The organism is Kitasatospora sp. NBC_01250, assembly GCF_036226465.1.
In the GTDB taxonomy this organism is placed as follows: domain Bacteria; phylum Actinomycetota; class Actinomycetes; order Streptomycetales; family Streptomycetaceae; genus Kitasatospora.
On record NZ_CP108476.1, the window covers coordinates 5,493,807 to 5,510,805 of the forward strand.

At 72.6% G+C, this 16,999-nt stretch carries 15 protein-coding genes; 7 read left to right on the forward strand and 8 right to left on the reverse strand.

The genetic code is table 11. From position 1 onward, the window contains the following. Positions 1-131 precede the first annotated feature (131 nt). Together OG500_RS23205 and OG500_RS23210 are read left to right on the forward strand one after the other, a co-directional pair. The gene (locus OG500_RS23205) at positions 132-1,094 is read left to right on the forward strand and encodes a LysR substrate-binding domain-containing protein (protein WP_329587682.1); all 963 of its coding nucleotides are present in this window, start codon (positions 132-134) and stop codon (positions 1,092-1,094) included. A gap of 235 nt (positions 1,095-1,329) precedes the next feature. Next, a complete protein-coding gene (locus tag OG500_RS23210; protein ID WP_327068670.1) occupies positions 1,330-2,679 on the forward strand; it encodes an FAD-binding oxidoreductase in 1,350 nt (449 codons plus the stop codon). Positions 2,680-2,730: 51 nt separating this feature from the next. On the opposite strand, the gene OG500_RS23215 is transcribed toward OG500_RS23210, so the two are convergent. From OG500_RS23215 to OG500_RS23225, 3 genes are all read right to left on the reverse strand, one after another. Then, complete coding sequence (locus tag OG500_RS23215) at positions 2,731-4,674, reverse strand: ATP-binding SpoIIE family protein phosphatase (RefSeq protein ID WP_329583123.1); 1,944 nt, start codon at positions 4,672-4,674, stop codon at positions 2,731-2,733. A gap of 67 nt (positions 4,675-4,741) precedes the next feature. Then, complete coding sequence (locus OG500_RS23220) at positions 4,742-5,485, reverse strand: class I SAM-dependent methyltransferase (RefSeq protein WP_327068672.1); 744 nt, start codon at positions 5,483-5,485, stop codon at positions 4,742-4,744. 530 nt (positions 5,486-6,015) lie between these two features. After that, complete coding sequence (locus OG500_RS23225; RefSeq protein ID WP_329583127.1) at positions 6,016-9,039, reverse strand: AfsR/SARP family transcriptional regulator; 3,024 nt, start codon at positions 9,037-9,039, stop codon at positions 6,016-6,018. Between the two features lie 210 nt (positions 9,040-9,249). Between OG500_RS23225 and OG500_RS23230 the strand changes: the two genes are divergently transcribed. Next, positions 9,250-9,459, forward strand: coding sequence for a hypothetical protein (locus OG500_RS23230; protein ID WP_329583130.1), 210 nt, complete (start codon positions 9,250-9,252; stop codon positions 9,457-9,459). Between the two features lie 111 nt (positions 9,460-9,570). On the opposite strand, the gene OG500_RS23235 is transcribed toward OG500_RS23230, so the two are convergent. Then, positions 9,571-10,071 (reverse strand): hypothetical protein, encoded by a 501-nt coding sequence (locus tag OG500_RS23235; RefSeq protein ID WP_329583132.1) that lies wholly within the window; start codon positions 10,069-10,071, stop codon positions 9,571-9,573. A gap of 206 nt (positions 10,072-10,277) precedes the next feature. On the opposite strand from OG500_RS23235, the gene OG500_RS23240 reads away from it, so the two are divergent. Then, the gene (locus tag OG500_RS23240) at positions 10,278-10,601 is read left to right on the forward strand and encodes a nuclear transport factor 2 family protein (protein WP_327068676.1); all 324 of its coding nucleotides are present in this window, start codon (positions 10,278-10,280) and stop codon (positions 10,599-10,601) included. Positions 10,602-10,646: 45 nt separating this feature from the next. Here OG500_RS23240 and OG500_RS23245 read toward each other — a convergent pair whose 3' ends face one another. Next, positions 10,647-12,308: a fumarate hydratase gene (locus OG500_RS23245; RefSeq protein WP_329583135.1), complete on the reverse strand. Its 1,662-nt coding sequence runs from the start codon at positions 12,306-12,308 to the stop codon at positions 10,647-10,649. Between the two features lie 208 nt (positions 12,309-12,516). On the opposite strand from OG500_RS23245, the gene OG500_RS23250 reads away from it, so the two are divergent. Together OG500_RS23250 and OG500_RS23255 are read left to right on the forward strand one after the other, a co-directional pair. Continuing rightward, positions 12,517-13,230, forward strand: coding sequence for a DUF1707 SHOCT-like domain-containing protein (locus OG500_RS23250; RefSeq protein ID WP_329583138.1), 714 nt, complete (start codon positions 12,517-12,519; stop codon positions 13,228-13,230). Between the two features lie 350 nt (positions 13,231-13,580). Beyond that, positions 13,581-13,955, forward strand: coding sequence for a WhiB family transcriptional regulator (locus tag OG500_RS23255; protein WP_329587685.1), 375 nt, complete (start codon positions 13,581-13,583; stop codon positions 13,953-13,955). 159 nt (positions 13,956-14,114) lie between these two features. Here the strand turns inward: OG500_RS23255 and glpX are convergent, their stop codons facing one another. Next, entirely contained in the window at positions 14,115-15,155 is a 1,041-nt protein-coding gene (glpX, locus tag OG500_RS23260; protein ID WP_327068679.1) for a class II fructose-bisphosphatase, read from the reverse strand. A gap of 197 nt (positions 15,156-15,352) precedes the next feature. On the opposite strand from glpX, the gene OG500_RS23265 reads away from it, so the two are divergent. Further along, the gene (locus tag OG500_RS23265; RefSeq protein ID WP_327068680.1) at positions 15,353-15,895 is read left to right on the forward strand and encodes a DUF4245 domain-containing protein; all 543 of its coding nucleotides are present in this window, start codon (positions 15,353-15,355) and stop codon (positions 15,893-15,895) included. Positions 15,896-15,991: 96 nt separating this feature from the next. Here OG500_RS23265 and OG500_RS23270 read toward each other — a convergent pair whose 3' ends face one another. Together OG500_RS23270 and OG500_RS23275 are read right to left on the reverse strand one after the other, a co-directional pair. Continuing rightward, positions 15,992-16,600: a malonic semialdehyde reductase gene (locus tag OG500_RS23270; protein WP_327068681.1), complete on the reverse strand. Its 609-nt coding sequence runs from the start codon at positions 16,598-16,600 to the stop codon at positions 15,992-15,994. Positions 16,601-16,731: 131 nt separating this feature from the next. Continuing rightward, entirely contained in the window at positions 16,732-16,995 is a 264-nt protein-coding gene (locus OG500_RS23275) for an exodeoxyribonuclease VII small subunit (protein WP_327068682.1), read from the reverse strand. Positions 16,996-16,999 lie beyond the last annotated feature (4 nt).

Below are 16,999 nucleotides of genomic sequence, written 5' to 3' on the forward strand. Positions count from 1 at the left end.
TGGGGTGTAGAGGTGCGGGGAGTATGTCCGGATTGCCTATGATTCGACGGATCCCGACGTGACCCAAGCGTGACACAGTCGGCAGTGATCAGTGAAATAGCTAGACTCGATCCATCTGATCGGAGAGAGTTATCAGTACCCACCACAGCACCCCGCACGGCCGCCCCAAGCAGCCCAGCGTCGCACAGCTGCGCGCCTTCCTCGCCGTCGTGGAGCACCTGCACTTCCGGGACGCCGCCGCGGCCATCGGCACCAGCCAGCCCGCGCTCTCCGGCGCCGTCGCCGCGCTGGAGGAGTCGCTCGGTGCCCAGTTGGTGGAGCGTACGACACGCAAGGTCATCATCACTCCGCTGGGCAAGCGCGTGGCCGAGCACGCGCGCCGAGCGCTGACCGCGCTGCACGACCTCACCCAGGAGGTCGAGGCGGCCCGCCGCCCGTTCACCGGGCCGCTTCACCTGGGCGTGATCCCCACCGTCGCGCCCTACCTGCTGCCCACCGTGCTGCGCCTGGTCCGCGACCGGTACCCCGATCTCGAACTGCACGTCCACGAGGAGCGCACCGCCTCGCTGCTCGACGGCCTGGTGGCCGGTCGGCTCGACCTGCTGCTGCTCGCGCTGCCCGCCGGAGGCAGCGTGCCGACCCGCGACATCCCGCTCTTCGACGAGGACTTCGTGCTGGTCACCCCGCCCGAGCACGAGCTGGCCGGCCGCACCGACGTGCCCCGCGACGTGCTGCTCGACCTGGACGTGCTGCTCCTGGAGGAGGGCCACTGCCTGCGCGACCAGGCGCTCGACCTCTGCCGCGAGGTCGGTGCCGAGGCCGGTGGCGGCTCCACCCGGGCGGCGGGCCTGTCCACCCTGGTCCAGCTGGTGGCCGGCGGCCTCGGTGTCACGCTGCTGCCCGCCACCGCCCTGGCGGTCGAGGCCGGGCGCACCGACCGGCTGGCCGCCGTGCACTTCGCCGACCCGGCCCCCGGTCGCCGGATCGGCCTGGCCACCCGCCCCGGCTCGGCCCGGGCCGCCGAGCACGACCGCTTCGCCGACTCGCTGCGCGCGGTCCTCGCCGAGTTGCCGGTGCGGATCGTCGGCCCGTAGGGATGCGCCCGTCCGGGTGATGCACCGGCCTCCCGGCTCTGCTCTGACGCTCGGTCAAATCACGTTCTGTCCAGGCATGGTGGCGGCTCGGGCGGCCGGCCGCGGGTGGGCGCCGGCACGTCGTCCTCGCGTCGCCGACCGGCCTGCCGGAGGGTGAGCTTGACCAGGCCGGACAGTTCGCGAAGCCACCCGGCCGGAGTGCACGGCCCCGGCGACGGGCGTGATGGAGCCACAGATGACGGAACCTCGCCAGGACACCCTGCTGCAGGGCTGGGGCCGCAGCACCGGCAGCCGTGCCCGGGTGCGCGGGCCGCTGGCGGCCGAGGCGCTGGGCGAGCTGGTCGCCGGGTGTCCCGCGGGCGGGGTGCTGGCCCGCGGCGCCGGCTGCAGCTACGGCGACGCCGCGCAGAACGCCGGCGGGGTGGTGCTGGCCCCCGCCACCCCCAGCTCGATCACCGTGGACGTGCTGGGCGGCACCGTGCGGGCCGCCGGGTCGGCCCGCTTCGCCGAGCTGCTGGCCAAGGTGGTGCCCGAGGGGCTGCTGCTGCCGGTGCTGCCGGGCACCAGCCGGCTGACCGTGGGCGGTGCGGTCGCCGCCGACGTGCACGGCAAGAACCAGCGGGCGGACGGGAGCCTGGGCCACTGGGTGGAGAGCGTCGAACTGCTGGACGGCACCGGCCAGGTGCGGCTGCTGACCCCGGAGGTGGACGGCGCGGCCTTCGCGGCGACGGTCGGCGGCATGGGCCTGACCGGCGTGATCCTGGCCGCCACCATCCGGCTCATCCCGATCAGCAGCAGCCGCCTCACGGTCACCTCCCGGCGGGCCGCGCACCTGGACGCCCTGCTGGACGAACTGGACGAGGCCGCCAGGGCCAGCCGGTACGCGGTCGCCTGGATCGACACCACCGCCGGCGGCCCCCACCTCGGGCGCGGCATCGTGGACCGCGGCGACCACCTGGACGCCCCGGACGGCCCCCTGGCCTACGCCCCCGGGCGGGCGCCGCGCGCGCCCCGGCTCCCGGTCGGCCCGTTCACGCCGCTGACCGCGCGGGCCTTCAACGGGCTCTGGTACCGCAAGGCGCCGCGCGAACGCACCGGCGTCCAGGGCCTGTCCGAGTTCTTCCACCGGCTGGACGCGGTGCGCGAGTGGAACCGCTCGCTGGGCCCGCGCGGCTTCCTGCAGTACCAGTTCGCCGTCCCGGACCCGGCCGCCGGGCTGCTCGGCGAGGCGCTGACCGCGCTGCGGCGCGCGCACGCGGCGCCGTTCCTCGGCACCGTCAAGCGCTTCGGGCACGTCGGCCTCGGCCCGCTCTCCTTCCCGCTGCCCGGCTGGTCGCTCGCCGTCGACCTGCCGGTGGCGGGCAGCGCCGGGCAGGCGCGGCTGCGCGCGGTGCTCGACCAGCTGGACCGGCGGGTGGCGGAGGCGGGCGGGCGGGTCTACCTGGCCAAGGACGCCCGGCTCGGGCGCGCCGCCTTCGAGGCGATGTACCGGCCGCTCGACGACTGGCGCGCGGCCCGCGCCCGCCTGGACCCCGCCGGCACCATGCGCTCCGACCTGGGACGCCGCCTGGGTCTGTGCCCCTGACCGGGCCTGACCAGCCCTGACCGGCCCTGACCTGGCCTGGGCCGGACCGGCTCAGCCGTGCCGCACCCGCAGCGGCAGCCGCTGCTCGAACCAGACCACCTTGCCGCCGCCCAGCCGCGTCGACCCCCAGGAGTCCGCGCACTTGGCGACCAGCTCCAGGCCGCGCCCGCGCTCCTCCTCCGGCCCCGCCTTGCGCCGGCGCGGCAGTTGCGGACTGTCGTCGCCGACCTCGCAGCGCAGCACCGAGGTGCGCACCAGCCGCAGCGTCACCGGCTTCTTGGCGTGCTGCACGGCATTGGTGACCAGCTCGCTGACCATCAGCTCGGTGCTCTCCGCCAGCTCGTCCAGCCCCCAGCGGCGCAGCGCGTGCCCGGCCAGCCGGCGGGCCCGCCCCGGGGTCTCGTGCCGCGGCTGGAGGTACCAGTAGGCGACGTCGTTGGCGGGGATCCCGTCGAAGGCCGCGGCCAGCAGCGCGATGTCGTCGCCCCGGTCGCCGGGCGGCAGGATCCGCAGCGCCTCGTGGCAGAGCTGCTCGGGCGAGTGCTGGTGCACCCCGGAGAGCCTTTCGCGCAGCCGCTCCAGGCCGCTGCCGAGCGGCCGGCGGCGGGTCTCCACCAGCCCGTCGGTGAACAGCAGCAGCGCGGAACCCGGCGGCGCCGCCAGCTCCTGGGAGGCGAAGTCCACCCCGCCGACGCCGATCGGCGCGCCCGCCGGCAGGTCCTCGAGCAGCTCGGCCCGCCCGTCCGGGTGGATCAGGACCGGCGGCATGTGCCCGGCGTTCGCCACCACGATCCGGTTGGCGATCGGGTCGTAGACCGCGAAGACGCAGGTGGCCAGGTGCTGCTCGCGGCCCAGCCGCTGGGCCTGCTCGTCCAGGTGGTAGAGCACCTCGTGCGGCGGCAGGTCGAGCGCGGCCAGCGTCTGCGCGCTGGTCCGCAGCTGGCCCATCACGGCCGCGGAGGTCAGCGAGTGGCCCATCACGTCGCCCACGATCAGCGCGACCCGGTTGCCCGGCAGCGGGATCGCGTCGTACCAGTCCCCGCCGACCTGCGAGCCGGCCTCGCCCGGCAGGTAGCGGTGGGCGAGCCGGACCCCGTGCGGCTGCGGCAGGTGGTCCGGGAGCATGCTGCGCTGCAGCTCGTTGGCGATCTCCGACTCCCGGGTGTAGCGCTGCGCGGTGTCCACTGCGAGGCCGGCCAAGGCGGCGAGGTGGGCGGCGGTCTGGGTGTCGGCCGGGTCGAACCGCGCGGGCTCCTTGGCGGGCCGGGCGGCATCCCGCTCCTGGTGGCGGGGGAGGGCCGGGACACCGGGCGCGTCGTGCCGGTCGTGGGCCGGGTCCGGGCGGCGGATCAGCACCAGCAGGCCGAGCACCGGGTCCTCCCGCCGCCGGCTGCGCCCGCTCTTCTCCCGCCCGCGCAGCGGCAGCGCCAGCAGCGCCGTGCCGCGGGCCAGGCCGGCCAGCGCCCGGGCGCCGTAGAGCTCGGCGAAGAGCGGGCGCAGCCGTTCGCCCTCGGTGGTGCCCAGCACCATCGGGCCGGCGGGCAGAGCCTCGCGCAGCGCCTGCTCCAGCGCTCCGCCGGGCCGGGCGGCGACCACCCGGCGGTTCAGGCCCAGCCGGGTGCCCTCCGCCCGGTGCAGCCGCAGCTCGGGTGGCGGCGCGCCGCGGTCGCGGTCCCGGGCGCCGGGCCGGTCGGGCTCGCGCAGGTGGACCAGCGCGGCGTCCGCCAGCGCCGGGACGAGCACCTTGGCCAGGCTGCGCACCGTCACCGCCGGATCCAGGCTGGTGTTGATCAACCGGGTCGCGTCGTTGAGGTAGCCCAGGCGCTCGGTGACGGCCTGTCGCACCCGCAGGTTCAGCGGCGTCCCGTTGCCCGCCGGCACGCCCGGCACGCCCGGCACGCCCGGCACGCCCGTGACGGCCGGGGCGGGCGGCGGCCGGCGCTGGGCCGGAACGGCGGGCGGCTGGCCGGCCTGGGGAGGGGGAAGGTCGCGCACGGCTGCCCGTTCTAACTGGTCGGAGCTGGCTTGGGGGGATGGACGAGGTGCGGGTGGGACGGGGAGCTCAGGTGGTGCGGCGACAGTGCAGGAAGAGCTGCTCCTCCGGTGGCAGCGCGGAGCAGGCCGGCGCGTACGGCCGGCCGTTCGTCGCTTCCACGGTGAAGCCGGTCCGGCGCAGCGTCTCGGTCAGCTCCTCGCGCAGGAACCCGCTCATCCGGATCTCCTGGCCGAGGAACCGCATCGGGTAGTCGTCCAGGTCGGCCTCGACCATGCCCAGCACCAGCAGACCGCCGGGGCGCAGCAGTGTCCGGATCCGTTTCAGCGCCGGCCGGATCTCCCGCTGGGGCAGCAGGATCAGGGAGAAGAAGGCGGTGGCGGCGCCGAAGCTGCCGGCCCCGGCGGGACCGAGCCGGGGCAGCCCCCAGGCGGTCTCGGCGCGGGGGGTGGCGAGGTCGAAGAGGTCCATCCGGTGATAGGCCGCGGCGCCGGGCAGCTCCTGCCGGGCCAGGCTCAGCATGCCGTCCGAGAGGTCGATCGCGGTGATCGCGAGACCGCCTTCGGAGAGCTGGCGGATGGTCGGGTCACCGGTGCCGCAGCCGATGTCCAGCACCGGGGCGCCCGGCTCCAGTTCGGCCAGCAGCCGGCGGCCGGCGGCGAGCTGGCCGGCCTTGGCGGGGAAGGCCTCGCTGTAGCGGGGGCCGATCGCGTCGAAGGCCACCGCCTGCAGCGCTCGCTCGGTGCTGCGGCAGGTCGGGGCAGGCCCGGCGGTCCCACCCCGGGCGGGGTCCGATATCTGTCCCGTCGTCACGATTGAGAGGCACCTTTCCCACCTGGCCACCGACCGTGGTGCGCCGCACCGGCCGTGGTCCCGCTCTGCGCCGCCTGTCGAGCCCTCGTCAGCTCCGTCCGCATCCGTCCGGCATGGTCGTCGTGGTCCGTCGTGGTCCGCGGTGGGCACTGCCCACCGCATGTGCCACCTGGCCTTTGAGAATATGCGTGATCACCGTGCTTTGGAGTCCGTTTCCGGCCAACTCGTGGTAAGCGGCAGCGATCCGCCTGGTAGATGGAAGCATGACGGGGTGGACAGGGGTGGTGCGCTCCGGTGGCGCACGCCCGCACTGGCGCGAAATCCAGGTGCGGACCGCCCGAACTGGGCTGATGAGCTGACAGTATGCCTGTACCTGCGCGACTTGCCGTCGTTTATTGAACGTCAATCGCCGACTGTCAGAGTCTTCTCAGCGCCGGGGAAGCGCAGCAGGGTGATCCCGCAGCCGGGGGGCTGCGGGGCCACCTTGTCCGGGGGGCCGCGCTTTCCAAATCGGGGGAACCATCGGAGTCTCAACGGGGGAGCGGGGCGCGGGGGCCCTGCTGGGGGGGAACTCCGGTGTTCACGGCGCTGTCGGGGGAGGAGGGCTCGGTGTGCTGCTGTTCGTCGATGAGGCTCCTGACGACCTGAGCCTCTGGCACACCGAGCCGGGAGAAGATCTCGTGAGCCTCGGTGAGGCACGCACGGCCGCGCTCGGGGGAGCCCAGCCGTACCAGTGCCTCACCGAGGGCAGCGGAGGCCAGCCCTTCGCAGTAGGCGGCCGAGTCCAGCTCCTGAGCGATCTTCAGACCCTCCTCGGCCGCGGCTGCGGCCTCAGCCACCCGCTCGTCCGCCAGTAGGCAGCCGGCCAGCCGGGCCAGCGCGAGACCTTCGCGCAGCCGCTGCTGCTGGCGCTGGTAGAGCAGGTACGCCTCGCTCAGATGGCCGGCCGCCTCGGCGGCCGAACCGGTGGCGCGCAGGACCACACCGAGCTGGTAGAGCGTGTCGGCCAGCGCGCCCGCGTTGCCCGAGCCACGTGCGGCGGCCACGGCGGACTGCGCGGAGGAGACGGCCTCCTCGTCCTGGCCGAGCATCAGGTGGGCGCGGGCGATGTTGCTCTCGATCCGGGCCGCGCTGGCCATCGCCGCGAGCATCGTGCTGAGGTCGCGCGCCTGCTGGAAGAAGTGCAGCGCTTCCGCCGGGCGGCTGGTGGCGGCGAGCACGGTGCCGAGCAGGCTGCTGGCAGCCGACCGCAGGCCGGGGGACGGCAGGCTGAGCAGGGCCAGGCACTCCCGCAGGGAGCGCTCGGCCTCGGGGTACTCGCCCGTCAGGTAGGCGAAGAAGGCGAGCGCGTAGCGGACCCGGGCCAGAGCCTCGTCCGAGCCGAGTTCGGTGGCGGCCATGGCGGCCACCGTCAGGGTGCGGCAGATCCGCTGGGCGTGGTTCTGCTCCTCGGCCAGGGTGTTCAGGGTCAGCAGCAGGTCTATCGCCAGCGGGAGCAACTCCGCGGAGCCGGCGACGGACTCCTCGATCGCGCCCAGGATGAGCGGCAGCTCCGAACGCAGCCAGCCGCGCGCCGCGTCCGCGCTGTCGAACTGCTCACCGGGATGGGTCAGCTCCTTCAGGGGCTCGATCAGGTCGTCGTCGGGCTCCAGGAGCGGTGCCGCGTTGCGCACGGTGGAGACCAGCAGCGCGAGCAGGCGCAGCAGCGCGGCCTGGGTGTCCGCCAGGTCCGCGGCCTTCTCCCGCTGCTTCTGCGCGAAGAGCCGCAGCAGGTCGTGGTAGCGGTAGCGGCCCGGGGTGAAGCACTCCAGCATGTTGGCCTCGACCAGCGCCTCCGCGATGTCCTCGGCCTCGTCCTCGGAGGTGCCGAGCAACGCGGCCACCGCCGACAGCGGCAGGTCCGGGCAGTCGATCAGGGCGAGCAGGCGGAAGGCCCGCGCCTCGGCGGGCTTGAGCTGGCCGTAGCCGAGCCCGAGGGTGGTCTCCACCGCCAGGTTCCCCAGCTGCAGCTCGTCCAGCCGCCGTCGCTGATCAGCTAACCGCCGGGCCAGGTCGGTGACGGTCCAGCGCGGCCGGCTCGCCAGCCGGGCCGCCGCGATCCGCACCGCCAGCGGCAGGAAGCCGCAGGAGGTCACCACCGCGAGCGCGGCCTCGGGCTCGGACTCGACCCGGTGCCGCCCGGCGATCGCGGCGAACAGCTCCAGCGCCTCGGCCGGGCTCAGCTCCTCCACGTCGAAGAGATGGGCGCCGGGGATCCCGGCCAGCCGCGAGCGGCTGGTGGCGAGCACGGCACAGCCGGCCACGCCGGGGATCAGCGGGGTCACCTGCTGCACGTCACGGGCGTTGTCGAGCATGATCAGCATCCGCCGGTCGGCCAGCATCGAGCGGTACATCGCCACCCGCTGCTCGAACGACTCGGGTGCCTCGGTGATGCCGAGCGCGAAGAGGAAGTCGCCCAGCACGACGGTCGGGTCGGCCGGTGTGGCGCTGACCCCGCGCAGGTCGACGTAGAGCTGTCCGTCCGGGAACTCGGACCGCACGCTGTGTGCGACGTGCACCGCCAGTGTGGTCTTGCCGACCCCGCCGATGCCGGCCAGCGAGGTCACCACGACCGCCTGGCCGGAGGCCCCGCGCAGCAGCTGGCGCAGCTCGCCGACCAGCTCGCCGCGCCCGCTGAAGTCGGAGACGTCGGCGGGGAGCTGCGCGGGCGGTGCGAGCGGCACGGGCTCGGCCGCTGGAATCCGCAATTCCGGTGCGGAATTCATCAATGTCGGGTCGGCGGAGAGGATCCGCGCGTGCATGGCCGCGAGGGCGGTGCCGGGTTCGACACCGAGCTCGTCGATCAAGAGCTTTCGCGTGGTCGCGTACACGCTCAGCGCCTCGGCCTGTCGGCCGCACCGATAAAGCGCGAGCATCAGCAGCTCGCGCAGTCGTTCGCGCAGCGGGTGCTCGGACGACAAGTGGCCCAATTCGGCGACGATGTCGGCGTGCAGATCGATTTCGAGCGCGATGGTGCAGCGCTCCTCGCGCGCCGCCACCTGATGCTCCACCAGGCGCTGGCGCTGGGAGTCCGCGTACGGACCGGGAATCCCGCTCAGCGGCTGCCCGCTCCAGAGGTCGAGCGCCGACGTCATCAGCTGGTGCGCCGCCTCCGACTGGCCCGCCTGCCGGGCGGTCGCCGCCTCGGCACAGCGGGCGTCGAAGACCGCGAGGTCGAGTGATTCGTCCGGAATCCTCAGCGCATATCCGTCACGGACGGAAATCAGCAGTTCTGCGGGCTTCCGCACCTCTCGCCCTGGTTCGATCACGGAACGCAGCCGGGAGATATAGGTGCGCAGCGCCGCGACCGCCTGCGGCGGCGGCCGGTCGCCCCAGAGGCCGTCCACCAACTCCTGGGTGGTCACCGGCCGTCCGCGGTGCAGCAGCAGGGCGGTCAGAACGGCCTGCTGCTGTGGCGATCCCAGCGCGAGGGGCTGCTCGTCGCGCCAGGCCTGGACGGGTCCGAGCACCTGGAAGCGCAGCACGGCATTGTGCGGCGTTGCCTGAAGCTCCATGAGGGTCCCCCGATGGCCTGTTACTTCGAACCTCGAAGTCGTTGCCTCCATGCTCCGGCCGGAATGCCTGGTCAGGAAGGGCAAAACGGACGGATTGTTCAGCGGGAGGGCCGTTTATAAGACATTTAGCGGACCCTAGGATACTGTCCCCACGCCACGGACAGACCGCCCGGGGCGCTTCAGTACTGGCACCCGAGAGGTGGTTCGGCGATGGCCGACAACAACACTCCGATCGCGCTCCCCGAGCAGACCGACGAGGCGGACAGCGTCCTGACGAGCGCTGTCCAGGCGACGGAGCAGGCTGGCGACCAGCATGTTGAGCCCAGCAACGTCGCTGCGACGCCGGCGCCCGCGGCGCCCGCACAGGCGAGCGGCAACGGCACCGTCGGGCCTCTTGGTTCGATCGTCGCCTCACAGTGACCGGCGTCGGACGCATCTGAGTTTGGCTTGATTGCATCGCGTAGTTGGCCACCGTAGCTACGCGCGCAGAGCCCCCGGAACCTCCGGGGGCTCTGCTGCGTTCAGGGCGGGTCAGCGCACCAGGATCTCGAACGGCTGACTGTGGCCTGTCGGGTTCGGGTCGTCGGGGCTGGTCACCGTCACCCTCCCGCCCGTCAGCACGGTCCCGGCGGGGGTGCCCGCATAGACGTCGGCCGGGATCAGCGCCGTGGCCGACCGCCCGGGGAGCAGACCGGCCGGGAAGACGCAGGTGACGCTGTGCCCGCCCATGCCGGGCTGGCAGTCGGTCGGGAAGAACGGCTCCGCCGCGTAGCTCCCGACGGGGAACAGGATCGTCATGGTGATCGGGCTGGCGGTGGTGTCGGGGCCGTTGTTGGCGACGAAACCGTGCACAACGGTCTGCCCGCCGGCCGGAACCGGGTCGGGGTTCATCCGGACGACCTCGAGGCGGGAGTCCGACGGCGTCGCCGCACCGGCGACTGCCGCAGCGGTCAGCGGCGCAAGGCCGAGGGTGACCACGGCGGCGGCGGTCATCAGACGTCGCCGGGGCCGGGCGGGGGACCGAAGGAGCATGCGACACCATCCTTGTGGTTCCAGATATGTGATGAGCCTTCACATCATCTGCGGACGAACCACATTGCCGATGCCAGCGCGCGGTGCATATGCCCCGTACGGGTGAACAGGCATAAAGAGACGGGCTTTTCGCGCCCGGGGGCATCGATCCTGCGTGCGACAGTGCGGGAGTAGTCCCCAGTCCCCCACACATGAGGATGCATCAGATGACCATCGCCCCCGCCAAGCTCTCCGACCCGACCGTGCGCGCCCTCGTGACCGCGATCAACGCGGGAGACCGCGCCGCCTTCCTCGCCCTGCTCACCGAGGGCGCGACGATGACCGACGACGGCTCGGACCGCGACCTCGTGGAGTGGATCGACAAGGAGATCTTCTCCAGCCGCGGCCACATGGAGGTGCAGACCGAGTCGGACGGCGGTCGGGCGCTGATCGCCAACTTCCGCAACGAGACCTGGGGCGAGATGCGCACCGCGTGGCGGTTCACCGTCGAGGACGGCAAGGTCAGCCGCTTCGAGACCGGCCAGGCATGACAGTGCCCCGGAGCGAGGACCGCTCCGGGGCACAGCGCCCGAGAGCTACGAGCGGACCCGGATGCTGGTGATCAGCGGGCCGTCGGTGACCTCGGAGAAGAAGTCGTTGCCCTTGTCGTCCACCACGATGAACGCCGGGAAGTCCTCGACCTCGATCCGCCAGACCGCCTCCATGCCGAGCTCCGCGTACTCCAGGACCTCGACCTTCTTGATGCAGTCCTGGGCGAGACGGGCCGCGGGGCCGCCGATCGAGCCGAGGTAGAAGCCGCCGTGCGTGGCGCAGGCCTGGGTGACCTGCTTGGAGCGGTTGCCCTTGGCCAGCATCACCATCGAGCCGCCGGCCGCCTGGAACTGGTCGACGTAGGAGTCCATCCGGCCCGCCGTGGTGGGGCCGAAGGAGCCGGAGGCGTAGCCCTCGGGGGTCTTGGCCGGGCCGGCGTAGTAGACCGGGTGGTCCTTGAGGTACTGGGGCATGCCCTCGCCGGCGTCCAGCCGCTCCTTGATCTTGGCGTGCGCGATGTCGCGCGCCACGACCAGGGTGCCGGTCAGCGACAGCCGGGTCTTGACCGGGTGCTTGGAGAGCTCGGCCCGGATCTCCGCCATCGGCCGGTTGAGGTCGACCCGCACCACCGAGTCGTCCAGGTGGTCGTCCGTGGTCTCCGGCAGGTACTTGGCCGGGTCGGTCTCCAGCTGCTCCAGGAAGACGCCCTCCGCCGTGATCTTGCCGAGCGCCTGGCGGTCGGCCGAGCAGGAGACGGCCATCGCGACCGGCAGCGAGGCGCCGTGCCGCGGCAGCCGGACGACCCGCACGTCGTGGCAGAAGTACTTGCCGCCGAACTGGGCGCCGATGCCGATCTTCTGGGTCAGCTCGACGACCTTGGCCTCCAGCTCCAGGTCCCGGAAGCCGTGGCCGGTGGCCGCGTCGCCGCTGGTCGGCAGCTCGTCCAGGTAGTGCGCCGAGGCGTACTTGGCGGTCTTCAGCGCGAACTCGGCGCTGGTGCCGCCGACCACGATGGCCAGGTGGTACGGCGGGCAGGCGGCGGTGCCGAGCCCGCGGATCTTCTGCTCCAGGAAGGAGAGCATGCTCTTCTCGTTGAGAATCGCCTTGGTCTCCTGGTACAGGTACGACTTGTTGGCGCTGCCGCCGCCCTTGGCCATGAAGAGGAACTTGTACGCGTCGCCGTCGGTCGCGTAGAGCTCGATCTGGGCCGGCAGGTTGGAGCCGGTGTTCTTCTCGTCCCACATGGTCAGCGGGGCCATCTGCGAGTAGCGCAGGTTGAGCTTGGTGTAGGCGTCGAAGACACCGCGGGCGATCGCGGCCTCGTCGCCGCCCTGCGTCAGCACGTTCTGGCCGCGCTTGCCCATCACGATCGCGGTGCCGGTGTCCTGGCACATCGGCAGGATGCCGCCGGCCGAGATGTTGACGTTCTTCAGCAGGTCCAGCGCCACGAAGCGGTCGTTCGGGCTCGCCTCCGGGTCGTCCAGGATCCGGCGCAGCTGGGCCAGGTGCGCGGGGCGCAGGTAGTGCGAGATGTCGTGCATCGCCTCGGCGGTGAGCAGCCGCAGGGCCTCCGGCTCGACCTGCAGGAAGCGCCGTCCGCCCGCCTCGAAGGTGCTGACACCCTCGGAGGTCAGCTTGCGGTACGGGGTCGGGTCGGCCCCGAGCGGGAGGAGGTCGGAGTAGGCGAAGTCTGGCGTGGGTGCCATGCGAGGTCCTTCACGGATCGGGGGTGCTGCGTCGGCGAAGCGCCTTCCAGGTTAGAACCCGCGGGCGGTGGCGCCGCGCCCGGGTGAGCCGGGGTGACCGGCGTCACGTCGGCGACCCTCAGGGGGACCCGCTGCCGACCCTAAGAGCACCCGGAGTCGACCCTGATACCCCTCGTTCGGGGCGGGTGCAGCCCCTAGGCTGAGGGACGTGGAGAATACGCCGTCACCCGCGCCGTCCGACCAGCCCGTCCCGCTGCGCAAGGCCGATGCCGCGCCGGCGCCCCATGCTCCGGTGGCCGAGGCCGAGCTGCGCGCCTCGGACGCCGACCGGGAGCGGATCGCCGAGCTGCTGCGCGACGCCTACGCCGAGGGCCGGCTGACCGTCGAGGAGCACTCCGAGCGGATCGAGGCGGCCTACAGCGCCAAGACGCTGGGCGAGCTGGCTCCGCTGACCCGCGACCTTCCCGCCCATCAGCCGCTGCCCGGCGACGCTCCGCGCCCGGCCCCGGCGCCGGCCGCCGCCCCGCTGCCGCCGGCCCGCGAGGAGTCGGCCAGCCTGGTGGCGGTCTTCGGCGGTGCGACCCGCAAGGGGCGCTGGCGGGTCGGCTCGCACATCCGCGCGACGGCGATCTTCGGCGGCGTGGACCTCGACCTGACGGACGCGGTCTTCGAGGCCCCCGAGGTGCTGATCGAGGTCTCCGCGATGTTCGGCGGGGTCTCGATCCGGGTGCCGGAGAACGTCACGCTGATCGGCAGCGGGGTCGGCGTCTTCGGTGGCTTCGACGTGCGTGAGCAGACCGCGGCCGACCCGTACGCACCGGTGGTCCGGGTCAAGGGGAGTGCGATCTTCGGCGGCTGTGACGCCAAGCCGCGCCGCGGCAAGAAGCTCAAGGAGTGGGCGCGCAAGCAGCTGGGCGACTGACGGGCGCGGGTTTGCGCAGCTCATCGCCCGATGGTCTGACGGAGCATCAGATGGAATCTGGTGTTCCGTCAACTCCTTTTCCGGCACGACTGGTTGACCCGAGTGCAGGCTGTGGCCGGACGAACACGGTGTGCATGAACCGGGATCGTGCGGGGTAATTCCTCCGGCACATCGTTTTCTTGAACGGCTGCGGTCAGACGGCGTCGTACGGCACTCAGGGCGGCAGCCGGGCAGTGTCGCGAGCCTTTCCCGAGCTGTGTCAGGAGTTCGCCGTGCTGCACCAGATCGAGCCCAGCACCACCGACGTCGTCCGGGCCGCAACCGAGCGGCGCGGGTCCGGGGGTGCCCCGCTGAGTGCGCCCGCGGCGGTCGGGCTCGACCACTCCGAGGAGAACCCGTGGCACACCGGCGCGGCCTGCCGCCGGGACGAGGCGGGCCTGTTCTTCGCGCCCTCCAAGGAGCCGACGGCCGCCCGGCTGGCCCGTGAGGAGCACGCCAAGCAGGTCTGTGCCCGCTGCCCGGTGCTGCTCTCCTGCCGCGAGCACGCGCTCGCCCAGCCGGAGCCGTACGGCGTGTGGGGCGGGCTGACGGCGGCCGAGCGGCGGGTGGTGCTGGCCCGTCGGCGGCGCCGCGACGTCGAGCTGCGCGCCGAGGCCCAGCTGGTCTCCGGCCAGCGCGGGGCTGCCCGGCGCCGGGTGCCCGAGCCCGGGCGGATAGCGGGCTGAGCGGCGCCGTCGCCGGCCGGCGGTGCGCCGCGGCAACCCGGCGCCCGGCGGCACGGCAGAACGGCGACCCGGCACCCGGCGACCGCGGCGGCGCGGCAACAGAACGGCGCTGGGCGCGACCCCCGAGGGGGCCGCGCCCAGCGCCGTTCGTGCGAGGTGTCAGTTCGCCCGGTCGAAGTCGATCGCGCTGTACGCCCGCAGCTTGGACAGCTTGTGGACGGAGTCGATCTGCCGGATCGTGCCGCTCTTGGAGCGCATCACCAGCGAGCTGGTGGTGGCGGTCTCGTGGCGGTAGTGCACACCGCGCAGCAGCTCGCCGTCGGTGATGCCGGTGGCCACGAAGAACACGTTCTCGCCGCTGACCAGGTCGTTGGTGGTCAGCACCCGGTCCAGGTCGTGGCCGGCGTCCAGCGCCCGCTGCTTCTCGGCCTCGTCCTTGGGCCACAGCCGGCCCTGGATCACGCCGCCCATGCACTTCATCGCGCAGGCCGCGATGATGCCCTCGGGGGTGCCGCCGACGCCGAGCAGCAGGTCGACGCCGGTGCCCTCGCGGGCGGTCATGATCGCGCCGGCCACGTCGCCGTCGGCGATGTACTTGATCCGGGCGCCCGCCTCGCGGACCTCACGGGCCAGCTGCTCGTGGCGCGGGCGGTCCAGGATCATCACCGTGACGTCCTCGACCGAGCTGCCCTTGGCCTTGGCGACCCGGCGGATGTTCACCGCCGGCGGGGCGGTGATGTCGACGAATTCGGCGGCCTCGGGGCCGGTGACGAGCTTGTCCATGTAGAAGACGGCGCTCGGGTCGAACATGGTGCCGCGGTCGGCGACGGCCAGTACGGCGACCGCGTTGGCCATGCCCTTGGCGGTCAGCGTGGTGCCGTCCACCGGGTCCACGGCCACGTCGCACTCGGCGCCGGTGCCGTCGCCGACCCGTTCGCCGTTGTAGAGCATCGGGGCTTCGTCCTTCTCGCCTTCCCCGATGACGACGACGCCGTTCATCGAGACGGTCGAGACGAGCGTGCGCATGGCCTTGACGGCCGCGCCGTCGGCGCCGTTCTTGTCGCCACGGCCGACCCAGCGGCCGGCGGCCATGGCCGCGGCTTCGGTGACCCGGACGAGCTCCAGGGCCAGGTTGCGGTCCGGGGCCTCCGGGGCCACCTCCAGCGAACGCGGAAGGTGGGAGGGGTGCTGCGTGGTCATCGTCGTTACCTCTCTGTACGCGACGGCCAGTCAGCGGTCGACTACTGTCTGGTCGAGCGCTGCGATGAGGGTCATCCGATCGTATCTGTGGATGGAATGACTGTCTGTGGCGCGGGTCCCCTCTACCTGCGCTTCTGCGTCGTTATGGGCGGTTTGCGGTGCCACGGAGGACCCCGGTGGTCGGCCCGGAAGCGGTGATGGTTCACCATGTGGGGGTGGCAGCAAGCAGCAGAGGGCGGCAGACCGTCCGGGACATGATCCTGTCGATGGTGGCCGTGATGGGCGTCGCCCTGGTGGCGTACCTCACCATCCCGCACAGCACCGACGGCGACCCCGTGCACGTGGTGGACTACAGCGCCGCGCTGGCTTCGGCCAAGCGTGCGGCGCCGTACCCGATCGCGGCTCCCGAGGGGCTCTCGGACAAGTGGCGGGCGACCTCGGTGACCTACCAGCCCTCGGATGCCGAGGGCCACGCCGGCTGGCACCTGGGCTTCGTGACGCCGGACGGCAAGTACGCGGCGGTGGAGCAGAGCAACGCGCCGAAGGCCGACCTGCTCAAGAGCATCGTCACGGGCTACGCACCGGACGGCAGTGCGACCATCGCCGGGCAGGACTGGTCCCGCTACCAGGGCGACAGCTACCGCGGCCTGACCGTCACCAGCGGCTCGGACACCACCCTGGTCACCGGCAGCGCCTCCTACCAGGAGCTGGGCGAGCTGGCCCAGGCACTCAAGTCCTAGGGTCTGTCCGACGCACCGACGCGAATGGCCGTGGGCCCGGTCCCTCTCGGGGACCGGGCCCACGGCCATTCGCGGCACGCTGTGCGGCGCGGTGGCTCAGACGGTGGTGACGACCTCGTCGTAGGCCAGGCGCGGCGAACGCGGGTACCAGGCGTCGGCGCCCGGCTTGCCGAGGTTGACCACGGCCAGCACCGAGTGGTCGCCGTCGGCGAAGAACTCCTTGTTGATGCCCTCGGCGTTGAAGCCGGTCATCGGGCCCGCGGCCAGGCCGGCGGCGCGCACACCGATGATGAAGTAGCCGACCTGCAGCGCGGCGTTGAAGCGCGCGGAGTTCTCACGCACCGGGCGCTCGCTGAAGAAGACGTCCTTGGCCTGCGGGAACGCCGGGAACTGGGCCGGCAGCTCCTCGTGGAACTCGTTGTCGGCGGCCAGGATCGCGACCAGCGGGGCGCTGGCGGTCTTGGCCTTGTTGCCGTCGGACATCTGCGCCACCAGGCGCTCGCGGGCCTCGGCGCTGCGGACCAGGACGACGCGCAGGGCCTGCTGGTTGAAGGCGGTGGGCGCGTACTTCACCAGGTCGTAGACGGCCTGGACCTGCTCGTCGCTGACCGGCTCGTCGGTGAAGGTGTTGGCGGTGCGGGCCTCACGGAAGAGCAGGTCCTGGGCGGCGGTGTCGAGAACGAGAGCGTCATTGCCGGTGGTCATGGTGCTGCACCTCATGCTGGATCGGTACGGGCGGCCGAGTGCCGCTCACATGGACCAATGTAGGTGAAGTTTCAACCATTTCTCAAGTGGAGTGACCTGACTCACTCCGCTCGCACCGCCGCCGGACCGGCTCACTCGCCGGCCCTGCCGCCCTCCCCGGCGCCGTCCGCCTGCTGCTCGGCCGCCAGCACGGCCTCCAGCCGCGCCCGGGCGCCGTCCAGCCAGCGCTGGCAGACCTTGGCCAGCTCCTCGCCGCGCTCCCACAGGGCCAGCGACTCCTCCAGCGTGGTGCCCCCGGTCTCCAGCCGGCGGACCACCTCCATCAGGGCGTCCCGGGCCTGCTCGTAGCCCAGCTGATCGGGTGTCGTGCTGCTTGCGGTCTCCTCGTCGGCCATGGGC